At 57.3% G+C, this 18,142-nt stretch carries 17 protein-coding genes; 13 read left to right on the top strand and 4 right to left on the bottom strand.

The window, feature by feature from the left end:
- Positions 1-19: 19 nt before the first annotated feature.
- Complete coding sequence (locus tag U8U68_RS13670; RefSeq protein WP_322201697.1) at positions 20-2,116, bottom strand: hypothetical protein; 2,097 nt, start codon at positions 2,114-2,116, stop codon at positions 20-22.
- A gap of 292 nt (positions 2,117-2,408) precedes the next feature.
- On the opposite strand from U8U68_RS13670, the gene U8U68_RS13665 reads away from it, so the two are divergent.
- The gene (locus U8U68_RS13665; protein WP_322201695.1) at positions 2,409-3,212 is read left to right on the top strand and encodes a mechanosensitive ion channel family protein; all 804 of its coding nucleotides are present in this window, start codon (positions 2,409-2,411) and stop codon (positions 3,210-3,212) included.
- A gap of 393 nt (positions 3,213-3,605) precedes the next feature.
- Here U8U68_RS13665 and rpmB read toward each other — a convergent pair whose 3' ends face one another.
- A complete protein-coding gene (rpmB, locus tag U8U68_RS13660; protein ID WP_322201693.1) occupies positions 3,606-3,794 on the bottom strand; it encodes a 50S ribosomal protein L28 in 189 nt (62 codons plus the stop codon).
- A gap of 250 nt (positions 3,795-4,044) precedes the next feature.
- Between rpmB and U8U68_RS13655 the strand changes: the two genes are divergently transcribed.
- The 8 genes from U8U68_RS13655 to U8U68_RS13620 all read left to right on the top strand — a co-directional run bounded on the left by U8U68_RS13655 (position 4,045) and on the right by U8U68_RS13620 (position 10,158).
- The gene (locus U8U68_RS13655) at positions 4,045-4,749 is read left to right on the top strand and encodes a site-2 protease family protein (protein WP_322201691.1); all 705 of its coding nucleotides are present in this window, start codon (positions 4,045-4,047) and stop codon (positions 4,747-4,749) included.
- A 3-nt stretch (positions 4,750-4,752) separates the two neighbouring features.
- On the top strand, positions 4,753-5,472 hold the full coding sequence (locus U8U68_RS13650; RefSeq protein WP_322201689.1) for a segregation and condensation protein A: 720 nt from the start codon (positions 4,753-4,755) through the stop codon (positions 5,470-5,472).
- A 140-nt stretch (positions 5,473-5,612) separates the two neighbouring features.
- Entirely contained in the window at positions 5,613-6,251 is a 639-nt protein-coding gene (gene scpB, locus U8U68_RS13645; RefSeq protein WP_322201687.1) for an SMC-Scp complex subunit ScpB, read from the top strand.
- 119 nt (positions 6,252-6,370) lie between these two features.
- Positions 6,371-7,102 carry a hypothetical protein gene (locus U8U68_RS13640; RefSeq protein ID WP_322201685.1) on the top strand — a complete coding sequence of 244 codons (732 nt, stop codon included), beginning with the start codon at positions 6,371-6,373 and terminating at the stop codon, positions 7,100-7,102.
- Positions 7,103-7,141: 39 nt separating this feature from the next.
- On the top strand, positions 7,142-7,594 hold the full coding sequence (gene ytfJ / locus U8U68_RS13635; protein ID WP_322201683.1) for a GerW family sporulation protein: 453 nt from the start codon (positions 7,142-7,144) through the stop codon (positions 7,592-7,594).
- Between the two features lie 62 nt (positions 7,595-7,656).
- Positions 7,657-8,820 carry a D-alanyl-D-alanine carboxypeptidase family protein gene (locus U8U68_RS13630; RefSeq protein ID WP_322201681.1) on the top strand — a complete coding sequence of 388 codons (1,164 nt, stop codon included), beginning with the start codon at positions 7,657-7,659 and terminating at the stop codon, positions 8,818-8,820.
- Between the two features lie 224 nt (positions 8,821-9,044).
- Positions 9,045-9,791, top strand: coding sequence for a pseudouridine synthase (locus tag U8U68_RS13625; RefSeq protein ID WP_322201679.1), 747 nt, complete (start codon positions 9,045-9,047; stop codon positions 9,789-9,791).
- Entirely contained in the window at positions 9,778-10,158 is a 381-nt protein-coding gene (locus U8U68_RS13620; RefSeq protein WP_322201677.1) for a ComEA family DNA-binding protein, read from the top strand. The genes U8U68_RS13625 and U8U68_RS13620 overlap by 14 nt, the downstream gene beginning before the upstream one ends.
- A 430-nt stretch (positions 10,159-10,588) precedes the next feature.
- Here the strand turns inward: U8U68_RS13620 and feoB are convergent, their stop codons facing one another.
- Positions 10,589-12,718 (bottom strand): ferrous iron transport protein B, encoded by a 2,130-nt coding sequence (feoB, locus tag U8U68_RS13615; RefSeq protein WP_322201675.1) that lies wholly within the window; start codon positions 12,716-12,718, stop codon positions 10,589-10,591.
- Positions 12,705-13,013, bottom strand: a complete 309-nt coding sequence (locus U8U68_RS13610) for a FeoA family protein (RefSeq protein ID WP_322201673.1) — start codon at positions 13,011-13,013, stop codon at positions 12,705-12,707. The genes feoB and U8U68_RS13610 overlap by 14 nt, the downstream gene beginning before the upstream one ends.
- Positions 13,014-13,149: 136 nt before the next feature.
- Here U8U68_RS13610 and U8U68_RS13605 point away from each other — a divergent pair, with 136 nt between their 5' ends.
- The 4 genes from U8U68_RS13605 (at position 13,150) to U8U68_RS13590 (ending at position 18,129) form a co-directional block, all read left to right on the top strand.
- On the top strand, positions 13,150-13,569 hold the full coding sequence (locus U8U68_RS13605) for a metal-dependent transcriptional regulator (protein WP_322201671.1): 420 nt from the start codon (positions 13,150-13,152) through the stop codon (positions 13,567-13,569).
- Between the two features lie 170 nt (positions 13,570-13,739).
- Positions 13,740-15,101, top strand: coding sequence for a Trk system potassium transporter TrkA (gene trkA, locus U8U68_RS13600; protein ID WP_322201669.1), 1,362 nt, complete (start codon positions 13,740-13,742; stop codon positions 15,099-15,101).
- A 23-nt stretch (positions 15,102-15,124) separates the two neighbouring features.
- Complete coding sequence (locus U8U68_RS13595) at positions 15,125-16,573, top strand: TrkH family potassium uptake protein (RefSeq protein ID WP_322201667.1); 1,449 nt, start codon at positions 15,125-15,127, stop codon at positions 16,571-16,573.
- Between the two features lie 188 nt (positions 16,574-16,761).
- On the top strand, positions 16,762-18,129 hold the full coding sequence (locus U8U68_RS13590) for an extracellular solute-binding protein (RefSeq protein WP_322201665.1): 1,368 nt from the start codon (positions 16,762-16,764) through the stop codon (positions 18,127-18,129).
- Positions 18,130-18,142: the final 13 nt, after the last annotated feature.

Below are 18,142 nucleotides of genomic sequence, written 5' to 3'. Positions count from 1 at the left end.
CCCAGCCTACATATTGTGTCTATTCTTGGTCTGGCTGAGAAAGCTTTTGATACAGCACACCGTTATAGTAGGCCCCTTCCCGCCACTGGCCGTCAAACACCACCGCGCCGTTTTGGTCGAATTCGGTTCCATGGCCGTGGCGTAGGCCGTTTTTCCACTGGCCATAGTACAGCAGACGGCCCTCCTGGTCAAAGGCCGAACCCAGACCTGTGGGTTCGCCGCCCTTCCACTGGCCCACAAATACGGTGCCGTCTTGGGCGTCCAGCACCACACCCGCGCCCTCTTTTTTGCCGTTTTCAATTCTTCCGCCAAACCGTAGGCTGCCGTTGGCGTCGAATAAGCTTACCAGCCCTCCAGGCTGGCCGTTTTTCCAGTTTGCCACGTGTAGGGCGTGGTCGCTGTCCCGGAAAGAGACCCCCAGGCCGTCCCGCCGATCCTCCTTCCAGAAACCGGCGTAGCACAGGTTTCCATCCTTATAGTAGTAAGAGCCAAATCCATGGCGCTTTCCATTGACATAGTCCCCTTCATACGAGGTATAGCCGTTAGGCTGCTGGGTGCGCCCCCGGCGGTTCAAAGGGGGCGTCTCCTGTTGGGAAGGTCCCGACTCCCGAGAGCCGTCGGGCGCTGCCGAGGAAGCCAAGTCCGTTGATGTTGTGCTGTGTTCCTGTTGGGAAGGTCCCGGCTCCCGAGAGTCGTCGGGCGCTGCCGAGGAAGCCAAGTCCGTTGATGTCGCGCTGTGTTCCTGTTGGGAAGGTCCTGGTTCCCGAGAGCCGTCAGGCGCTGCCGAGGGAGCCAAGTCCGTTGATGTCGCGCTGTGTTCCTGTTGGGAAGGTCCCGGCTCCCGAGAGCCGTCGGGCGCTGCCGAGGAAGCCAAGTCCGTTGATGTTGCGCTGTTTTCCTGTTGGGAAGGTCCCGGCTCCCGAGAGCCGTCGGGCGCTGCCGAGGAAGCCAGGTCCGTTGATGTCGCGCTGTGTTCCTGTTGGGAAGGTCCCGGCTCCCGAGAGCCGTCAGGCGCTGCCGAGGAAGCCAGGTCCGTTGATGTCGCGCTGTGTTCCTGTTGGGAAGGTCCCGGCTCCCGAGAGCCGTCAGGCGCTGCCGAGGAAGCCAAGTCCGTTGATGTCGCGCTGTGTTCCTGTTGGGAAGGTCCCGGCTTCCGAGAGCCGTCGGCTTCCATCAGGGAAGCCGCGTCCGCTGTTGCGTCGCCGGTTTCCGGCAGAGCAGAAGCTGTTTCCAGAGAGAGCATAGGTTCCTCCCCAGAGGGGGCTTCCAAAAGGCTGTTTGGATCAGCGCTGGGGGTGAATTCCTCCCCGGAGGGCAGGTCCGGCTGGGGGGGAGCAGGAGAGACGGGGGCCGCGCTTCTCCGGCCTGGCTCAATCTTGGCGTATTCTTCCAGGCTGGTAAAGGTAATGGTGGTGGGTTCCTCCGCTTCTCCGTCCACAAGGGCTCCGTCCCGGACCTCCCAGGCGGGCATTAGAATGGTCGCTTCCCCAGCAGCGTCTTGTGTGGCCTGTTCCCGCAGCTGGGCCTGGGCGCCGGGGCAGCAGCAGAGCTCGCCGGTGACAGTGGCCAGCAGAAGCAGCGGCTGGCCCAGCTGGGCGTCCACCACATTTTGCTGGGCCGTGCCGGACTGGTATGGGGCCAAAGCCAGACGGGTCTCTCGAAAGGCCTGTTTGGCTGGGTCCCAGTCCCGCAAAAGCACCTGGCGGTCTTTGCGCAAAGGGGAAAAGACCACCTTGGCCTGGGTAGAGTCCCAGGGCTCATAATATTCGCTTTTAACCCAGTCGTGGTTTTGATCAAAATAGGAGCGGCCGGTAATTACCCCGGTAAAGTCCCTGGTCACCAGCATCCAGCCGCTGGGCTGGCCAAAGGCCTCCTCCAGAACCACGCTGTTTCCCTGGGCTCCGCTGATCTTCAGGCTCCAGTACACGGAGTGCCTGCTAAGCTTTCCCCGAACTTGACCCCTGTAGCCGTTCAGAGTCAGGTTCTCCCGTACCCGCACCGGTTTTTGGCCGGTGGCAAAGAATTTCCGCATAGCCAGGGCCAGCTGGCTGTTCAGTACGTCTATACCGTCCCGTTTCGGGAAGCAGACCCGGCAGATCTCGCTAAGTTGATACATGACCCATATTTCCCCACTTTTTCATATTGATAACCGCCGCACCAGAGGAACCATATTAGAACAGAAAATGCTTCGCGGCGGCAAATACTCTGGGAATATTATACCACACAAGCCCCGGAACGTACATCCTATTTTTCTTTTGTTGAGAAATTTTCCGGAAAATATTCCTATTTCAGGAAAAAGTGTGTATAATAAAGGTGGCGCTTGGACCGGCTAATTTGATTTTTCTATTCTTTACTAATAAAAAAAACGGCGGCAGCCGGTGGAAAAACAGTAACGGGGAGGGGTCTTGATGGACGAGTTTATTCATAAAACCATCAGCTGGCTGCTGGACCTGGGCGGCAACCTGCTGGTGGCGGGGATAATCTTTTTTGTGGGCTGGCAGCTGGCCCGGCTGGCCGCGACCCTTACTAAAAAGGCCATAAAAAGGGGCGTGGCAGATCCCCTGGTGGCGGGGTTTGTCGGCTCGGTGGTAAAGGCCCTGGTGATCGCTGTGGCCTTGGTCAGTGCCATTGCCCAGCTGCAAATTAATATTACCTCTCTGGTGGCGGCTTTGGGGGCGGCGGGGCTTACCGCCAGCTTTGCCCTGCAAGGAAGCCTCTCTAACTTTGTCAGCGGGATGCAGATCATCTTTACCAAACCCTTTAAAATGGGAGATTACCTGGCGTTTGGGAACTATGAGGGCACGGTGAAGCGCATTGAGATTCTCTATACCATTTTGGCTACATATGACAACAAGGAGGTCATTGTGCCAAACTCAAAGATTACCGGCGACGTGGTGGTGAACTTTTCCACCAATGGCACCCGGCGGCTGGACCTAAGCTATGGTGTGGCCTATACGGCGGACCTGGAAAAGGCTAAAGCCGTGCTGGCCCGCCTGGCGGAAAAAGATCCCCGTGTGCTGGAAACGCCCGCGCCCATGATTGCAGTGGGAGACTGGAAAGACAGCTCGGTGACCTTGGTAATGAAGCTGTGGTGTAAGCAAGAGGAGTATTGGAACCTGTATTTTGCCATGCAGGAGGGGGTAAAGGCCGCTTTCGACAAAGAGAACATTTCCATTCCCTTCCCCCAGCTGGACGTGCATATGACGGAGTGAAATGCCGCAACGAAAAAAATCCGCCGCTATAGTCAGTGCGGCGTAGAAAGAGCTATGGAATCAAATGGTTTTTGTAAAACAGGGCGGTAAGCGGCCTAATCGAAAATTCGGCTTTACCGGCTTTTCCAGCGGGGCCCATTATAATGCGTAAAGAGCCCGGGGCACGGCCGCCCTGTAAGGCCATCCTATTACCAAAACGTTTAAGGGGCAAAGGAGCAGTTTCTTTAAAAAATGCCCATCATTTGCTGCGTGGCGTAACCTAAGGCCCGTGCCAGCGTAAGGCCAGCTGGGCCGGCTCATTTGCCTAACGACAGCTTTTGAGCAGAAAAACAGAAACAGGGCTGTCTGAAATAGACAGCCCTGGCTCATGCGGATGTGGACGCGGCCTAGCGATCATACGGCGCGGGTAACTTTGCCGGAGCGCAGGCAGCGGGTGCAGGCGTATACACGCTGGGGAGTCCCGTCAACAATTGCCTTTACGCGGCGGATGTTAGGCTTCCAGGTCCGATTGGAGTGACGCATGGAGTGGGACACCTTGCAGCCAAAAGAAACGCCCTTGCCGCAAAATTCACATTTTGCCATATCTCTGCACCTCCTTCTATAGCAGGCAGATATTTTGTGGTTCAAATTCTTTAAACAAATGGATTATACCAGACATGGGGATAAAATGCAAGTTTTTTTTGAAAAGAATTGTCTTTTCTCCAAAAATAGGTTATAATCCTTCCATGTACTGTTTTACCCGGGGGTCTTTCGCTGCCTCCGCTATCAAAACACCGTGCCTTTTTACAGGGTGCGCGGCCGTTTTCCGGCCGGGAAAGGAACGTGGCGTAGTTTGATTTTTAATGTGATAAGGACCATCATGGCCGGGGGCCACGTGGATGTGTCCCTGGTGGCGGCCCAGGTGTTGGCCATCATTTTTGTGATCGTCTGCATTCTGCCTTTGCACGAGTGCGCCCACGGCTGGGTGGCCTATAAGCTGGGAGACCCCACCGCTAAGCTGGACCGCCGCCTGACCCTGAACCCCCTGGCCAGCGTGGACCCGGTGGGCACGGTGTGGCTGTTTCTCTTTGGGTTTGGCTTGGCAAAGCCCGTGCCGGTGGATCCCCGCTATTTTAAAAAGCCGAAGCGGGACATGGCCATTGTGGCCCTGGCGGGGCCGGTTTCCAACCTTTTGGCAGGGCTTTTGGGGGCGGTTCTGGCCAACGCGCTGGTGGTTTCCGCCCGGTTTACCGGGGTGAACGGCGTAAACCAGTTTATTTATCATCTGCTGAATTACTATATCACGGTTAATGTAACCCTGGCTGCCTTTAACCTGCTGCCCATTCCGCCCCTGGATGGCTCCCGGATTTTGGGGGCTTTTCTCAGCGACCGGGCCCTGGAAACCTACTACCGCTACCAGAATATTTTCGTTATGGTACTGTTTGTGCTAATGTTTTCCGGGGCGTTTTCGGGTCCCCTGTATGCGGTGGAAAGCGTCCTTACCCGGGGCATTCTCTGGGTGGCAGAGATGCCCTTCCGGCTGTTTGGGGCGTTTTGACCAATGGATAAGCTGCAATATAAGCTGGAGGCTTTCCAGGGTCCCCTGGACTTATTGCTGGCCCTGGTGGCAAAGAGCAAGATAGATATTTACGACATCCCCATTGCGGAGCTTTTGGACCAGTACCTGGAGCAAATTCAACTGATGCGGGAGGCGGACCTGGACGTGGCCAGCGAGTTTTTAGAGATGGCGGCCCGGCTGGTATATATCAAAACCGCCTCGCTGCTGCCCCGGCAGGAGGAGGAAGAGGACCCCCGGCTGGAGCTAACGGGCCTGCTGCTGGAGTACCAGCAGTGCAAGCGGGCCGCAGAAAAACTGCGGGAGATGGCGGCCTTTAACACGGTCACCCGGCCAGCGGAGGAGCTGCCTGCGGACTATACCTACAAGCGGATTCACCATCCGCTGGAGCTGTGCCAGGCCCTGCGGGCGGCCTGGGGCAAGGGTAAGAGCCTGATGCCGCCAAAGCCCGAGAGCTTTTCGGCGCTGGTGTCCAGCCGGATTGTATCCGTGGCCAGCCAGACAGTCTTTGTGCTGCGGTGCTTGTGGAAGCGGGGGTTTATAGCCTATAAGGCTTTGTTTGCGGAAAAGACGGAGCGTTCGGCCCGCGTTGCCCTGTTTTTAGCGGTACTGGAGCTGGTAAAAAGCCGGCGCGTCCGGGTAGAGGGCGAAGGGGACTTTTGCCGTGTGGAGCTGCTGCGGGGCCGAGAAGGCAAAGAGCGCTAAAGATTATTTAGGCCGCCCCCGGGGTCCAGGAGCTTTGGCCCCGAAGCCAAGCTAAAAAGAAGGGCAGCCTTTCTGCGCTCTGGCGGTTTGGTTTGGAAAGCCGCTATGGTCTCAAAATATTGAAAGGAGGGCGCCGGGCTATGGACCAGGTTGCGCCGGTCCCCCAAAACCCCGGGGCCGATACACTCTATATGGATTTAGACGAGCTGATGGGTAAGACCGAGGCCATCCTCTTCGCCGGGGGCGAGCCCGTGGCCCTGGACCGGGTGGCCCAGGTGCTGGGGGTACGCACTTATGCCATAGAGGAAACAGTGACCCGGCTTCAGGAAAAATATAATACCCCAGAAAGCGGCGTGCACCTGCTGCTGCTGGGAGACAGCGCCCAGTTTTGTACCAATCCGGCCTATGTGGAGCCAGTGCGCCAGGCCCTGGACCTAAAGCGGAACACCCCCCTTTCTCAGGCTGCTATGGAGGTGCTGGCCGTGGTGGCATACAACCAGCCGGTGACAAAAGCCTTTGTAGAGCAGGTGCGGGGGGTGGACTGCTCGGGGGTTATCAGCAGCCTGATGCAGAAGAATCTGCTGGAAGAGCGCGGACGGCTGGAGTTACCCGGGCGGCCCCTGTTATACGGCACGACCGAGAACTTTCTGCGATGCTTTCAACTGGCCTCAATTGATCAGCTGCCGCCCCCGCCTACCGGCAGCGCAGAGGAAGAAGAGGACGGCGGCCCAGAGGGCGCCTTGGAAGAAAATTTGGAAAGTGAGCAGACCAGCCTATAAAGCCTAATAATCTAAATAACTGCAAAAGTAGGGGGTTCAGCGTACAGATGAGGTAAGAACCTCTATTTAGGCAGCGTTCAGTGCCTGGGAATCCAGGTTTAAAGAGGGGAGGGCCAGGTATGGCGATAGCCGCCACCATTGCGTTGTATATTATTTTGGGCGTGCTTCTGGTTTTGCTTTTGCCGCCCGTTCTCCCTCTGCGCCTGGTGGGAATTCTTATGCTTCTGGCGCTGCCCGCCTTTGTGCCGGTGCGGGTGAGGCTGGCCTTTCAGGAGGAGTTCTCCGTAGAACTGCAATATCTCTTTCTGAAAAAAAAGCTGCCGCCCCTTGAGAATACCGCCGAAGAGGAGCCTGAGTCCCCGGAAAAAGAAGAAGAGGAGAAGCTTTCGAAAAAGGATGGAGAGGGGAAAAAGGCAATGCTGAAGCGGCTTTTGACCCGAAAGGGAATCAGTGGCTTTTTGCAAAGCCTGGGCGAGCTGATCCGGCTGGTGGGGGGGTGTTCTGCGCGGCTGCTTCGGCGGCTGAAGCTACGGCAGTTCGACCTGTACCTATGTCTGGCTGGGGCCGGGGATGCCGCCGGGGCCGCGCTGCTGTACGGCAAGGTTTCGGCAGGGGTGTACGGGGCCTGCGGGGGGCTTTTCGCCCAGATGCCCTGCAAGGACAAGGGCATTACGGTGGACATGGATTATACCGGGGTAGAGCACCGGGTGGTCTTTTCGGCCGTATTATCCTTCCGGCCCGCATTTCTCGTGAAAGAGGGGGCCGTGTTGCTGTTCGGGGCATTGCCGCCGGTCTGGCGGGTGTTCCAGCTGCTTAGGCCCCCAAAAGCCCCTAGGGGCAAAAAAGCGTAAAATAAGCACCGAAAATAAAAACCGGAGAGGAAGGTCAATATGAGCGAAAACAAAGTGAATGGCCTGCTGGGCGTCAGCATGGATAAGATTAAAGAAATGGTGGACGTGAACACCGTGGTAGGCGACCCCATTACCACCCCGGACGGCGTCACGGTGATTCCTATTTCCCGGGTAAACTATGGCTTCGCTGCCGGCGGCTCGGACCTGCCCTCTAAGTCTCAGCCCGCGGGGGGGCTTTTTGCTGGAGGCAGCGGGGCAGGCGTCACGGTAACCCCCGTGGCCTTTCTCTCTATCAATAAGGAAAATGTGAGGGTGATTCAGATTGAGCCCTACTTCAGCCCTGTGGACCGGGCCCTGGAGAAGATCCCGGATATTGCTGATATGCTGGGCGGCCTGTTCAAGAAAGAGAAAGAGGAGAAAGAAGAGAAAGAGGAGAAGCGGGAGAAAAGCGGCGAGACGGACCGCTTAGCAGAAACGGCCGCCCAGGAATAGCCCCTGTCCGTCATACCTTTTCGCATGTCCGCATACTCTTTGAGAAGAGGCGGTGATGTGAATTGAAAAGAATCCTTTGGGTGAGGAGCTGCGCCCTGTGCGCCCTATGTTTTTTGCTGGCCTTGGGGGGCCCTGCCGCTGGGGCGGCGCAAAAAGAGGCCCCAGGCGTCTCGGCTCAAAGCGCGATCCTCATTTCAGCGGACGACGGCCAGGTGCTCTATGAGCACAATGCCCACCAGCAGCTGGCTATGGCCAGTACCACCAAGATCATGACAGCCCTTCTGACCCTGGAAGAGGCCGCGCGTTCCGACGACCCAGAGCTGACCATTACCGAGGAAATGGTGATGGTGGAGGGCTCTTCGATGGGCTTGCAGGCAGGCAACCGTTTGACCCTGCGAAACTTGACCGCCGGGATGCTGCTGGCCTCAGGCAACGACGCGGCCAACGCCGCAGCCCTGGCCCTGGGCGGAAGCCAGGAGGGCTTTGCCCAGCTGATGAACCGCCGGGCAGCGGAAATTGGCATGGCAGAGACAAACTTTGTCACACCTTCGGGTCTGGATGACGAGGCCCATTACTCCACTGCTTATGACATGGCTTTGTTGGCCCGGGAGGCCCTGAAAAACCCGGAGTTTGCCCGCATTGCCGCCAGTTCTACCCTACAGGTGGAGTTTTTAGAGCCTGCCCAGAAGATAAGCTATTCCAACCATAACCGGCTGCTGAAAATGTATGAGGGATGCATAGGGGTCAAGACCGGCTATACCAAAAAGGCGGGGCGCTGCCTGGTCTCTGCGGCCCGCCGGGAGGGCACTACCCTGGTGGCTGTTACCTTGAACGCCCCGGACGACTGGGACGACCACATGGCCCTGTTTGACTATGGTTTTGCCAATTTTGCCACCGCCTCTTTTCATAGCTGTGGGCTGCCGGAAACCCTGCCTGTGGTGGGCGGAACCCAGGGAGAGACCCAGCTGGTTCCAGGGGAGGAGAGCGCGGCCACCCTGCCCCTGGAACAGGCCCAGGCAATAACCCGCCGGGTGCTGCTGCCCCGGTTTTTATACGCCCCGGTAACAGCTGGAGAGCAGGTGGGGGAGGTACAGTATTGGTTAAACGGAGAGGCGCTCTACCGTCTACCGCTATTCGTGGGACAAAACGCGCCGTGCTTGAAACCGGAGCCCACCGGCTGGAAAGCCTTTTGGGGAAAGGTGAAGGGCTGGTTTGGCTGGGACTAAGGAAAGAGCAGTCCAGGTTTTCCATGTTGAACCAGGGCCAAAGCGGCGGGCGCCCCGAGGCCTGCAAGCTGCCGGTCCCGGCTATTGCCCCGGCTGGGTCAGGGGAAACGTCACCCGTGGATTTCCCGCGCTTTGACCGTGCCCTTTATCGAGCGCGTTTATTTTGCAAGTGGTCCGAAAATAAATAGCCGGGGGGCCTCTTCCGGTGGGTAGGTGGATAAAGGATGGGAGAAAAAAGCAGGATTCAGAAAATATTGGCGGCACAGGGCGTAGCCTCCCGGCGTAAAGCCGAAGAGCTTATCGCAGCCGGGAGGGTTACGGTCAACGGCCGGCCGGTAAAGCTGGGAGACAGCGCCGACCCGGCCCGGGACATCATTGCTGTGGACGGACAGAGGCTGGCCCGCTCTGCGGGGAAAATCTATTTGGCACTGCACAAGCCCCGGGGTTTTGTCACCACGATGGAGGACGAGCGGGGCCGGCGCTGCGTGGCCCAGCTGGTGGAGGATGTGCCCGGGCGGGTGTACCCGGTGGGCCGTCTGGACAAGGATTCGGAAGGCCTTTTGATGATGACCAATGACGGGGCTTTTGCCAATGCGGTGGCTCATCCTAAAACCCATGTGGCAAAGACCTATCGGGTCACCCTGCGGCCAGGGGTCAATGAGGAACAGCTGGTGAAGCTGAGCACAGGAATTCTGATAGAAGGCCGCATGACCGCCCCCTGTAAGGCCCGGGTTTTGGAGCAGCGGCCAGGGCGGGCGGTGGTGGAGCTGGTCCTTTACGAAGGCCGTAACCGGGAGATACGAAAAATGTGCCAGGCCCTGGGCCTGGAGGTGGCCCGGCTAAAGCGCACGGCCATTGGTCCTGTACGGCTGGGAATGCTCCCCCAGGGAAAGTACCGGGAACTGACCCGGGAAGAAGTCAAAGGACTGCTGGCAGGGGTGAAAAGAGGAAATGGCAGTGAACGGCGATAAGCGGAGGCTGCTGATCCTGCTGGTTTTTGCCCTGCTTTTGGTACTGGCCCAGCAAGTGATCTCTCGTCTGAGCCCGCCGGTAGAAATCTTCATTGTGGCACAGGACGCTCAAGAGGCCCAGTCCGCCTACCCCAATGCCCAGGTGGTAACTCCGTCGCCAGAAGAGCTGCCGGAGCCGGTGAATCTGAACACTGCTACCGTGGAGCAGCTGGAGGAGCTTCCTGGACTAAGTTCCCGCATGGCCCAGCGGGTGGTAGAATACCGAGAGGAACAGGGAGAATTTCAGTCAGTGGACGAGCTGGAACAAGTCTATGGCATTGGTCCGGCTACGCTGGAAAAGCTGCGGCCATACGTAACAGTGGACTGAGGAAGCTGGGCGCAAGCACGCGTTGTTTGCGGTCCAAACCACCGCTAACTCGGTTAGAAAATTGTACAGCACATCTAGGATTTGTTTGAAACATCGAAAACGCCGTCTTTTTGCCCCGAATAGGCCGCTTTCCGCATCCAAAATCCTCGTCAACTGGGTTCGGGCCGGCTTGCGGTATTTTCCTTGAAATGGACCTCCCCTGGCCCCAAATTCGTCATTCTCTCTATGTTCAAAAGGCCCTCCTCGCTTTCGAAGTGTTCAGGCGGAATCCCAGCGCTTTCGTGCTTTTTTGTTTTGCCAACAATAAATTTACCCCCTGAATCCGCGTACCATCCCACAGTTTCTAACAGGAAAGGCACCGGAGCCAAAGCCCTGTTGTGGAAAAAGGAGAAGGAGAAAAGAGCAGCGCCCAGGTGGACGCTGCTCTTCCTTACCCCGCCAGTCCGCCGCAGGCCAGGTTCACTAGAAAGCACAGTGCCAGTCCGCACACAGTGGGCACTGCCATGGAAACGGCGGTCCATTTCCAGCTTTGGCTCTCTTTTTTAATGGTCATACAGGTGGTGGAGCAGGGCCAGTGCATGACCGAAAACAGAACCACGCACAGGGCCGTAACCCAGGTCCAGCCATTCCCCACCAGCAGGTCCCGTAGGGCAGCCAGATCTGTCATCTCTACCAGACTTCCTTGGGAGAGATAGGCCATAATCATGAGCGGAATGACGATCTCATTGGCTGGCAGACCCAGGATAAAGGCCAATAAGATCACGCCGTCCAGTCCGAATACCCGGGCAAAGGGGTCTAGAAACCCCGCGCAGTGAGAGAGCAGGGACGCATTTCCCAGGTGTACATTGGCCAAAAGCCAAATGACCAGCCCTGCTGGGGCTGCCACCGAGGCCGCTCGCCCCAATACGAATAGGGTGCGGTCAAAGACAGAGCGCACAATGACCTGGCCGATCTGGGGCTTTCGGTAGGGGGGCAGCTCCAGGGTGAAGGAACTGGGGACCCCCTTAAGAATGGTCAGGGAGAGCAGCTTTGATACAGCAAAGGTCATGGCAAAGCCCAGGCCCAGGACCCCCACCAGCAGCAGGGCGGAAAGGGCCGTTTCCCCAAAGTTTCCCACAGCGCCCACAAAGAACATTGTGATCAGGGAAATCAGCATAGGCAGCCGCCCGTTGCAGGGGATGAAGTTACTGGTGATCATAGCGATGAGCCGCTCCCGGGGAGAGTCGATAATCCGGCACCCTACCACCGCCGCCGCGTTGCAGCCCAAAGACATACAGCTGGTCAGGGCCTGTTTGCCGCAGGCTCCACAGCAGTGGAAACAGCGGTCCAGGTTAAAGGCCACCCGGGGTAGATAGCCTAGGTCCTCCAGCAGGGTAAACAGGGGGAAGAAGATGGCCATAGGCGGCAGCATGACAGAGACCACCCAGGCCAGAGTCTTGTAGATTCCGTCCCATAAAAGCCCTGTTAGCCACCAGGGGGCCCCTAGGTCTACAAACATTCCCCGCAAAGCGTCCCCCAGGCTGAAAAGGCCCTGACTTAGCAGCTGAGAAGGGACGTTAGCCCCAGCCACCGTGAGCCAGAAAATCCCCAGAAGCATGAGAAGCATAATGGGAAAGCCTGTTAGGGGGCTGGTAAGGATTTTGTCAATTTTCCGGTCCCGCTGGCTGTAGCCTCCTCCCCCAGATGTGACCTGACGGGCGATCTCCTCAGCTTGGTGAACCGTAGACGCGGCCATGGCGTCTCGAAGCTCCTGGCGGTCTGTGGCAATGGAGTCAAGAACGTGGCGAATGTCCGGGTCAGCGGCCGGGTTGGCGCCCAAGTGACGGACTAGAGAGCTTTGCAGGCCGGGGTCCAGGCCCTCCACCAGCCGGGCGGCCAGCCACCGGGGACTGGCCTTGCCATTGCAAAGACGCTGGGCATGGGGCAGCAGTTCGTTCATGTATGCCTCTGCCTGGGGAGGGTATTTTACGGCGGGGGCCTCTCTGGGGGGCAGGGGATGCAGGCAAAGGCCCTCCACCAGGTCCATTAGATGGGAAAGGCCTTTTCCCTCTCGCGCGGAGGTCCCCACCACTGGCACGCCTAAAAGCCGGGAGAGGCCCCCAAGGTCCACCAAGACCCCTTTGCGCTTGGCCTCGTCCAGCAGGTTGACACAGACCACCAGGTTGGGGGTAATCTCCAAAATTTGCAGCACTAAGTTCAGGTTGCGCTCCAAGCAGGTAGCGTCGCATACGGCCACAGCGCAGTGGGCCTCACCAAAACAGAGGAAGTCTCGGGCAGCCTCCTCTTCTGCGGAGTGGGCCAGCAGGGAATAGCACCCGGGCAGGTCCACCAGCACATAGCCCGCGTCCCGGTGGCGGCAGTAGCCCTGGGCGTTGGTCACGGTCTTACCAGGCCAATTCCCCGTATGCTGATGCAAGCTGGTTAAAGCGTTAAACACCGTGCTCTTGCCCACATTGGGGTTTCCGGCCAGAGCCACCACCCGGTCGGCGGGGTCCCGTTTTTCAATGACCAGCGGACCGCCGGCCGCCCTGGCCCCGGTAGATTCCCTAGAAAGCCCCATAGCCGGCCTCCTGTTCAGGACGGGTCCTTTGGGGCAAAAGGGCTTCCGGCTGAGGCGTATAAGGCGTGTCTACCAAAATGCCCTGTGCGTCCCGGCGGCGCAGGGCAATAACCGCCCCCCGTATCAGGTAGGCGCTGGGGTCTCCCAGAGGACTGGAGCCCAGACATTCCACCACAGTGCCGGGAATTAGCCCCAGGTCCTGGAATCGCCTGCGCATGGTCCCTTGGGCGGAAAGCCCTGTTACCCGCGCCAAATGGCCGGCACAAAGGCTGGAAAGGTCTTGCTTCTCGTACATATTTTCATCAGCTCCCGAATAAGTTTGGCTATGAAATATTTTTGGTTTTGGAAAAGTTTCCTTTAGGAAAGACTCTTTCCTGATACCACTATATTCCGGTTGTCCCATTTTGCTACTGGCCGGGGGAGGATGCGCTATGGCGGAAGAGGGGTTCTATACGCTGAAGGGATACCATTTGATGGAGCACGGATTGCTTACCTCGTCCATGGAGGACTATTTGGAGATGATTTACCGGATGCAGCAAGAGGACCCCGGGGTGGTACGGGTATCGGCTTTGGCGGTCGCGCTGCATGTAACGCCCTCGTCGGCGTCAAAAATGGCGGGAAATCTGCGGGCCCGGGAACTTATCAGCTTTCCTCGGTACGGCTATATTACCCTGACCGGCACGGGTCGGAAGGTAGGGGAATATCTGCTGCGGCGGCACCAGTTGGTACACCAACTGCTATGTGTGGTGAACGGCACCCAGAATGAGCTGGTGGAATGTGAGAAGATTGAACATTTTCTGTCAACTAGAACGGTGCTGAACCTGGAACGATTTTTGGAGAAGCTGGGGTGAGAGAAGACAAACGTTGGTTTTTTTGCAGTGTTATAGCCAAAGTACAGCGCTGCGAAAAGACGCGGGAAAGCTCCTTCAAAAAATTTTCCTATTGCAGAGAGAGGCCCTTTGTGGTAAGATAGGGTGGATTTATTGAGACTTGCTTACTAAAAAGGGAAGTGTAAATAGGAATGAAAATTGTCATTGTAGGTGATGGCAAGGTGGGCTTTGCGCTAACCACCCAGCTGGCCAAAGAGGGCCACGACGTGGTGGTGATAGACAGCAATAAAGTGGTTCTGGCAGAGGCCCAGCAATCATTGGACATCAATGTGGTCCAGGGAAACGGAGCCACCATCAAGTGCCAAAACCAGGCGGGGGTGGACACCAGCGACTTGCTGATTGCGGCTACCTCGGCAGACGAGACCAACCTGCTCTGTTGCATTACGGCCCACAAGCTGGGCTGCGCCCACACCATTGCCCGGGTGCGGGACCCAGAATACTTCAGCCAGCTGTATGACTGGAAAGAGGAGCTGGGCCTTAGCATGATGATTAATCCCGAGCTTGCTACAGCTAGTGAGATCGTCCGCCTGCTGCAATATCCCTCTTTCCTGCGCCGGGATTCCTTTGCCAAGGGCCGGGTAGAGATTGTGGAAATCGAGCTGGCGGAGGACAGCCCCCTGGATGGCTGCCGGCTGACGGAGTTTGGCAAAAAGGTGAAGGTGCAGGTACTGGTTTGCGCGGTGCAGCGGGGAAACCAGGTGTTCATCCCGGACGGCAGCTTTCAGCTGAAGCAGGGGGACCGCCTGCATGTGACCGCCCCTACGGATAACTTGGCCAAGCTGATTCGCAGCCTGGGGGTGACCCAGAGGAAGATTCGCGATGTAATGATTATTGGCGGAAGCCGGATCGCCTACTATTTGGCCAGCGACCTGGTCAAAAGCGGGGTCAGTGTAAAGCTTATTGAGAAGGATCCCACTCGTTGCCAGCATTTGGCGGTCATTCTGCCCAAAGCAACGATTATTAATGCCGACGGTTCCGACCGGAATATTCTGGATACGGAGGGAATTGCCCAAACAGATGCGGTGGTCACCCTAACGGATTTTGACGAAGAAAACATGATTATCTCTATGTACGCCAATTACCTGGGCGTCTATAAGGTGATTACAAAGATCAACCGGACCGAGTTTAACGAGGTTCTTAACGGCAAAGGTACTGGCAGCCTGGTGAGCCCCAAAGAACTAAGCTGTAACGACATCCTGCGCTATGTACGGGCCATGAGCAACCGAACAGGGGGCTCTGTCACCACCCTGCACCGGCTGGTAGAGGACCAGGTGGAGGCCCTGGAGTTCCAGGTGGGCCGGGGGCTGCCCTTTTTGGGCCAGCCACTGATGAAGCTGCGGCTAAAGCCAGGCACCCTGCTGGCCTGTATCCACCGGCGGGGGCGGGCCATTATTCCCGGCGGATCAGATACTATCGAGCCGGGCGACTCGGTCATTGTGGTTTCCACCGCAGACCGGGCCATACAAGACCTGCGGGACATTTTTGCGGATTAACTACAGAAAGAAGATTGTGAAAAGTGAATTATAGAATGATTGTACGGCTGATCTGCTATATTCTGCGGGTAGAGGCAGTTTGTCTGCTGCCATCTCTGGGGATTTCCCTTTTTACAAAAGAGTGGGCCTCGGCTGCCGGCGTGGGGGTTACCATCGGCCTGGCGGCGCTGCTCAGCCTGGTCAGTTTTTTGTGGAAGCCCCAGGACAAGCAGATCAGTGCCCGAGAGGGCTTTCTCAGCGTGGCCTTGTGCTGGGTGGCGGTTTCGGTGGTAGGAGCGCTGCCCTTCTTTTTTAGTGGGGCCATTCCCAATTTTATTGACTGCCTCTTTGAAACAGTTTCCGGCTTCACCACCACCGGGGCCAGTATTCTTACAGATATTGAGAGCCTGCCCATGGGAATACTGTACTGGCGCAGCTTTACCCACTGGCTGGGGGGAATGGGGGTGCTGGTATTTTTGCTGGCGGTCATGCCCATGGGTAAGGGAAAGAACTCTCTTCTGCACGTAATGCGGGCGGAAAGCCCTGGCCCCCAGGTGGACAAGCTGGTGCCCAAGCTGCAAAACAGCGCCAAGATCCTGTATGCCATCTATATCGGCCTCACCCTTTTGCAGATTGCTCTGCTGTGTTTGGGCGGAATGCCTTTGTTCGACAGCCTGACCACGGCTTTTGGCACGGCGGGTACCGGCGGCTTTGCCATCAAGGGCGACAGCCTCATGGGCTACAGCCACTATATTCAAACAGTCTGTACGGTGTTTATGGCGCTTTTTGGAGTAAACTTCAGCATCTTCTATCTGCTGCTTTTACGTCAGTTTATGAAGGTGCTGAAAAACCAGGAGCTTTTGCTGTACCTGGGGGTTATGTTGGGCAGTATTGTCATAATTACCTATGACGTTATGTCTGTTTACCACAATGTGGGCGAGGCCCTGCACCAGGCGGCGTTTCAGGTGTCCTCCATTATGACCACGACGGGCTTTGCCACGGCGGACTTCAACCAGTGGCCGGCTCTTTCCAAGACTCTCTTGGTTATGCTGATGATTTTCGGCGCCTGCGCGGGCTCCACCGGCGGCGGGGTAAAGGTGGCCCGAATTCTCTTACTGTGTAAGTCTGGGCGGCGCAGCATTCGCCGGATGCTGCGCCCCCGGTCAGTGTCTCAGGTGCATATGGACGGCCAAATGGTAGAGGAGGACGTGATACAGAACACCTATAGTTACCTGGCGCTGTATACGGCCCTGGCCGTGGGATCTATCCTGTTTATTGCCCTGGACGAGTTTTCTCTGGAGACCAACGTAACGGCAGTGCTGGCCTGCCTGAACAATATTGGCCCGGGCTTAGACGTGGTAGGGCCCATGGGTAACTATGCGGCTTTTTCCTGGCACAGCAAGCTGATTCTCACCTTTGATATGCTGGCTGGGCGGCTGGAGCTCTTCCCCATGATCATGCTGTTTGTCCCCATGGCCTGGAAGAGAAACTAAGGGCCGCTGCCTATGGTTTTAAAGAAAAATGAGCTGTCCCCGGGGGCCTGTTTTGAAACTGGCTTTGAGAGATTCTCCCGGGCAGCTTGTTTTTTTTGGCAAAGCAAGGTATAATAGGAAAGAGATCCGTAAAGGCGCGGAAGGGCCAACGGCCAAACAGAATATTTTTATTTTAAGGATGGATATAGATGTCGATTCGCAAAACCGTACCGCTTATACTGGCCGCCCTGATACTGGGTGCGGCTTTGACTGCCTGCCAAGAGCAGGAGGAAGCTATTTATAAAATAGAGGTCCGGGCCCAAAATAATGGCCAGCCCGCCACCCTGACGGTGGAGACCCAGGGGCTGGACGCCGCCTATTTGCAGGAGCTGGAGCATATTATTGAGAAATACCAGGCGGATTTTCCCAATACAGACATTCTTTTTGAGGGTTCCAGCCTGGACCAGACAGAAGAAAACCTGCTGTTCCAGGCAGCGGGGACTGCTTCAAACGCTGATTTACGGTTGGTGCGGGCCAGCGGGCAGGGCGGCGCCCAAGAACTGGCAGACCTTTCGGAGTATCTGGACTTCTGGCAGTGCGAGGGCAGCCTGGGAGCTTGGACCAGCCTGGCGATGCACCATATGGGAGCGGGGCCGGTGTTTGCCGTGCCTGCCGACCTGAAGCAGAATATGCTTTTTTATAGAAAGGACTGGTTTGGCCAGTTTAATGAGGACAAGCGTTTCCCAGCAGACCAGGCTCTGCTGGAAACCTGGGGTCAGCTGCTGGACGCCCACCAAAAGTTGGGGGGCCAGGGCGGGCTGGCCCTAAGCCGGGAACAGGCCGGAGACTGCTTTAATACTCTGCTGTGGAGCGCCCTGGGCCGGGGCAGCTTGGCGGACGCCGCCGCGGCCTATTACTCTGCCAAGGAGGAAGAGGCCACGGTGTTCTCCGCCGAAAAAGCGCGGGATGTGGCCGGGGTGTTTGGGAAACTGTACGCGGCAGCCCTGGACGGAGGAGAACTGACCCAGGAGCAAGCAGTGGAAGCCTTTTTAAATGGAGAGGCCGGCATTCTGATTGCCGACGCCTCGGCGGAGGCACGGCTGGCGGAGGCTTTGCCAGAGGAGGCCTGGGCCGGCCGGGGCCTGCCGCAGACAGACAACGGCCAGTCTCTAGTGCCTTGTAAGTGGTGGGGCTGGGGAGTCAGCGCCAGTTCAGAAGAGCTAGAGAAAGCCATCCACTTCCTATGCTACCTGACGAATGTGGACAACAATACCCACCTGGCGGCTACGTGCGGTGTAATGCCCCTCTATAAAGAAGCGCTGATGATGGAGCCGGAGCTGGCCTATAGTACCCGGGGGGTGGAGCTGGAGCAGTTGCGAGAGGGAAACACCCGCTATATGAGTGAGCCAATCATGTATAAAAGCTACGAGGGATTTGAGGAGCGGCTGGTTCAGCGGCTGGAGGACTTTTTAGATCAAAAGCTTAGCGCTGAGGAGCTGCTGGTGGGTCTGGACGATTACTGGAGCGAGGCCCGCCAGAGCCAGGGATCCCTGTGGGTCTGGGAAGAGGACGAGTAAATCCATGAGAGAA

The sequence above is a fragment of the Acutalibacter intestini genome, from assembly GCF_034334985.1.
Classification (GTDB): Bacteria; Bacillota; Clostridia; order Oscillospirales; family Acutalibacteraceae; genus Acutalibacter; species Acutalibacter intestini.
Note: the sequence above shows the minus strand (reverse complement) of the source record. Positions and strands in the feature narration are given on the sequence as shown.

Bases quoted from the DNA above. Each gene is read 5' to 3' on its own strand.
- feoB (WP_322201675.1), bottom strand. From the start codon at position 12,718: ATGGGGCTTTCTAGGGAATCTACCGGGGCCAGGGCGGCCGGCGGTCCG.
- U8U68_RS13670 (WP_322201697.1), bottom strand. From the start codon at position 2,116: ATGTATCAACTTAGCGAGATCTGCCGGGTCTGCTTCCCGAAACGGGAC.
- ytfJ (WP_322201683.1), top strand. From the start codon at position 7,142: ATGAGCGAAAACAAAGTGAATGGCCTGCTGGGCGTCAGCATGGATAAG.
- trkA (WP_322201669.1), top strand. From the start codon at position 13,740: ATGAAAATTGTCATTGTAGGTGATGGCAAGGTGGGCTTTGCGCTAACC.
- rpmB (WP_322201693.1), bottom strand. From the start codon at position 3,794: ATGGCAAAATGTGAATTTTGCGGCAAGGGCGTTTCTTTTGGCTGCAAG.
- scpB (WP_322201687.1), top strand. From the start codon at position 5,613: ATGGACCAGGTTGCGCCGGTCCCCCAAAACCCCGGGGCCGATACACTC.
- U8U68_RS13605 (WP_322201671.1), top strand. From the start codon at position 13,150: ATGGCGGAAGAGGGGTTCTATACGCTGAAGGGATACCATTTGATGGAG.
- U8U68_RS13650 (WP_322201689.1), top strand. From the start codon at position 4,753: ATGGATAAGCTGCAATATAAGCTGGAGGCTTTCCAGGGTCCCCTGGAC.
- U8U68_RS13590 (WP_322201665.1), top strand. From the start codon at position 16,762: ATGTCGATTCGCAAAACCGTACCGCTTATACTGGCCGCCCTGATACTG.
- U8U68_RS13665 (WP_322201695.1), top strand. From the start codon at position 2,409: ATGGACGAGTTTATTCATAAAACCATCAGCTGGCTGCTGGACCTGGGC.
- U8U68_RS13625 (WP_322201679.1), top strand. From the start codon at position 9,045: ATGGGAGAAAAAAGCAGGATTCAGAAAATATTGGCGGCACAGGGCGTA.
- U8U68_RS13610 (WP_322201673.1), bottom strand. From the start codon at position 13,013: ATGTACGAGAAGCAAGACCTTTCCAGCCTTTGTGCCGGCCATTTGGCG.
- U8U68_RS13640 (WP_322201685.1), top strand. From the start codon at position 6,371: ATGGCGATAGCCGCCACCATTGCGTTGTATATTATTTTGGGCGTGCTT.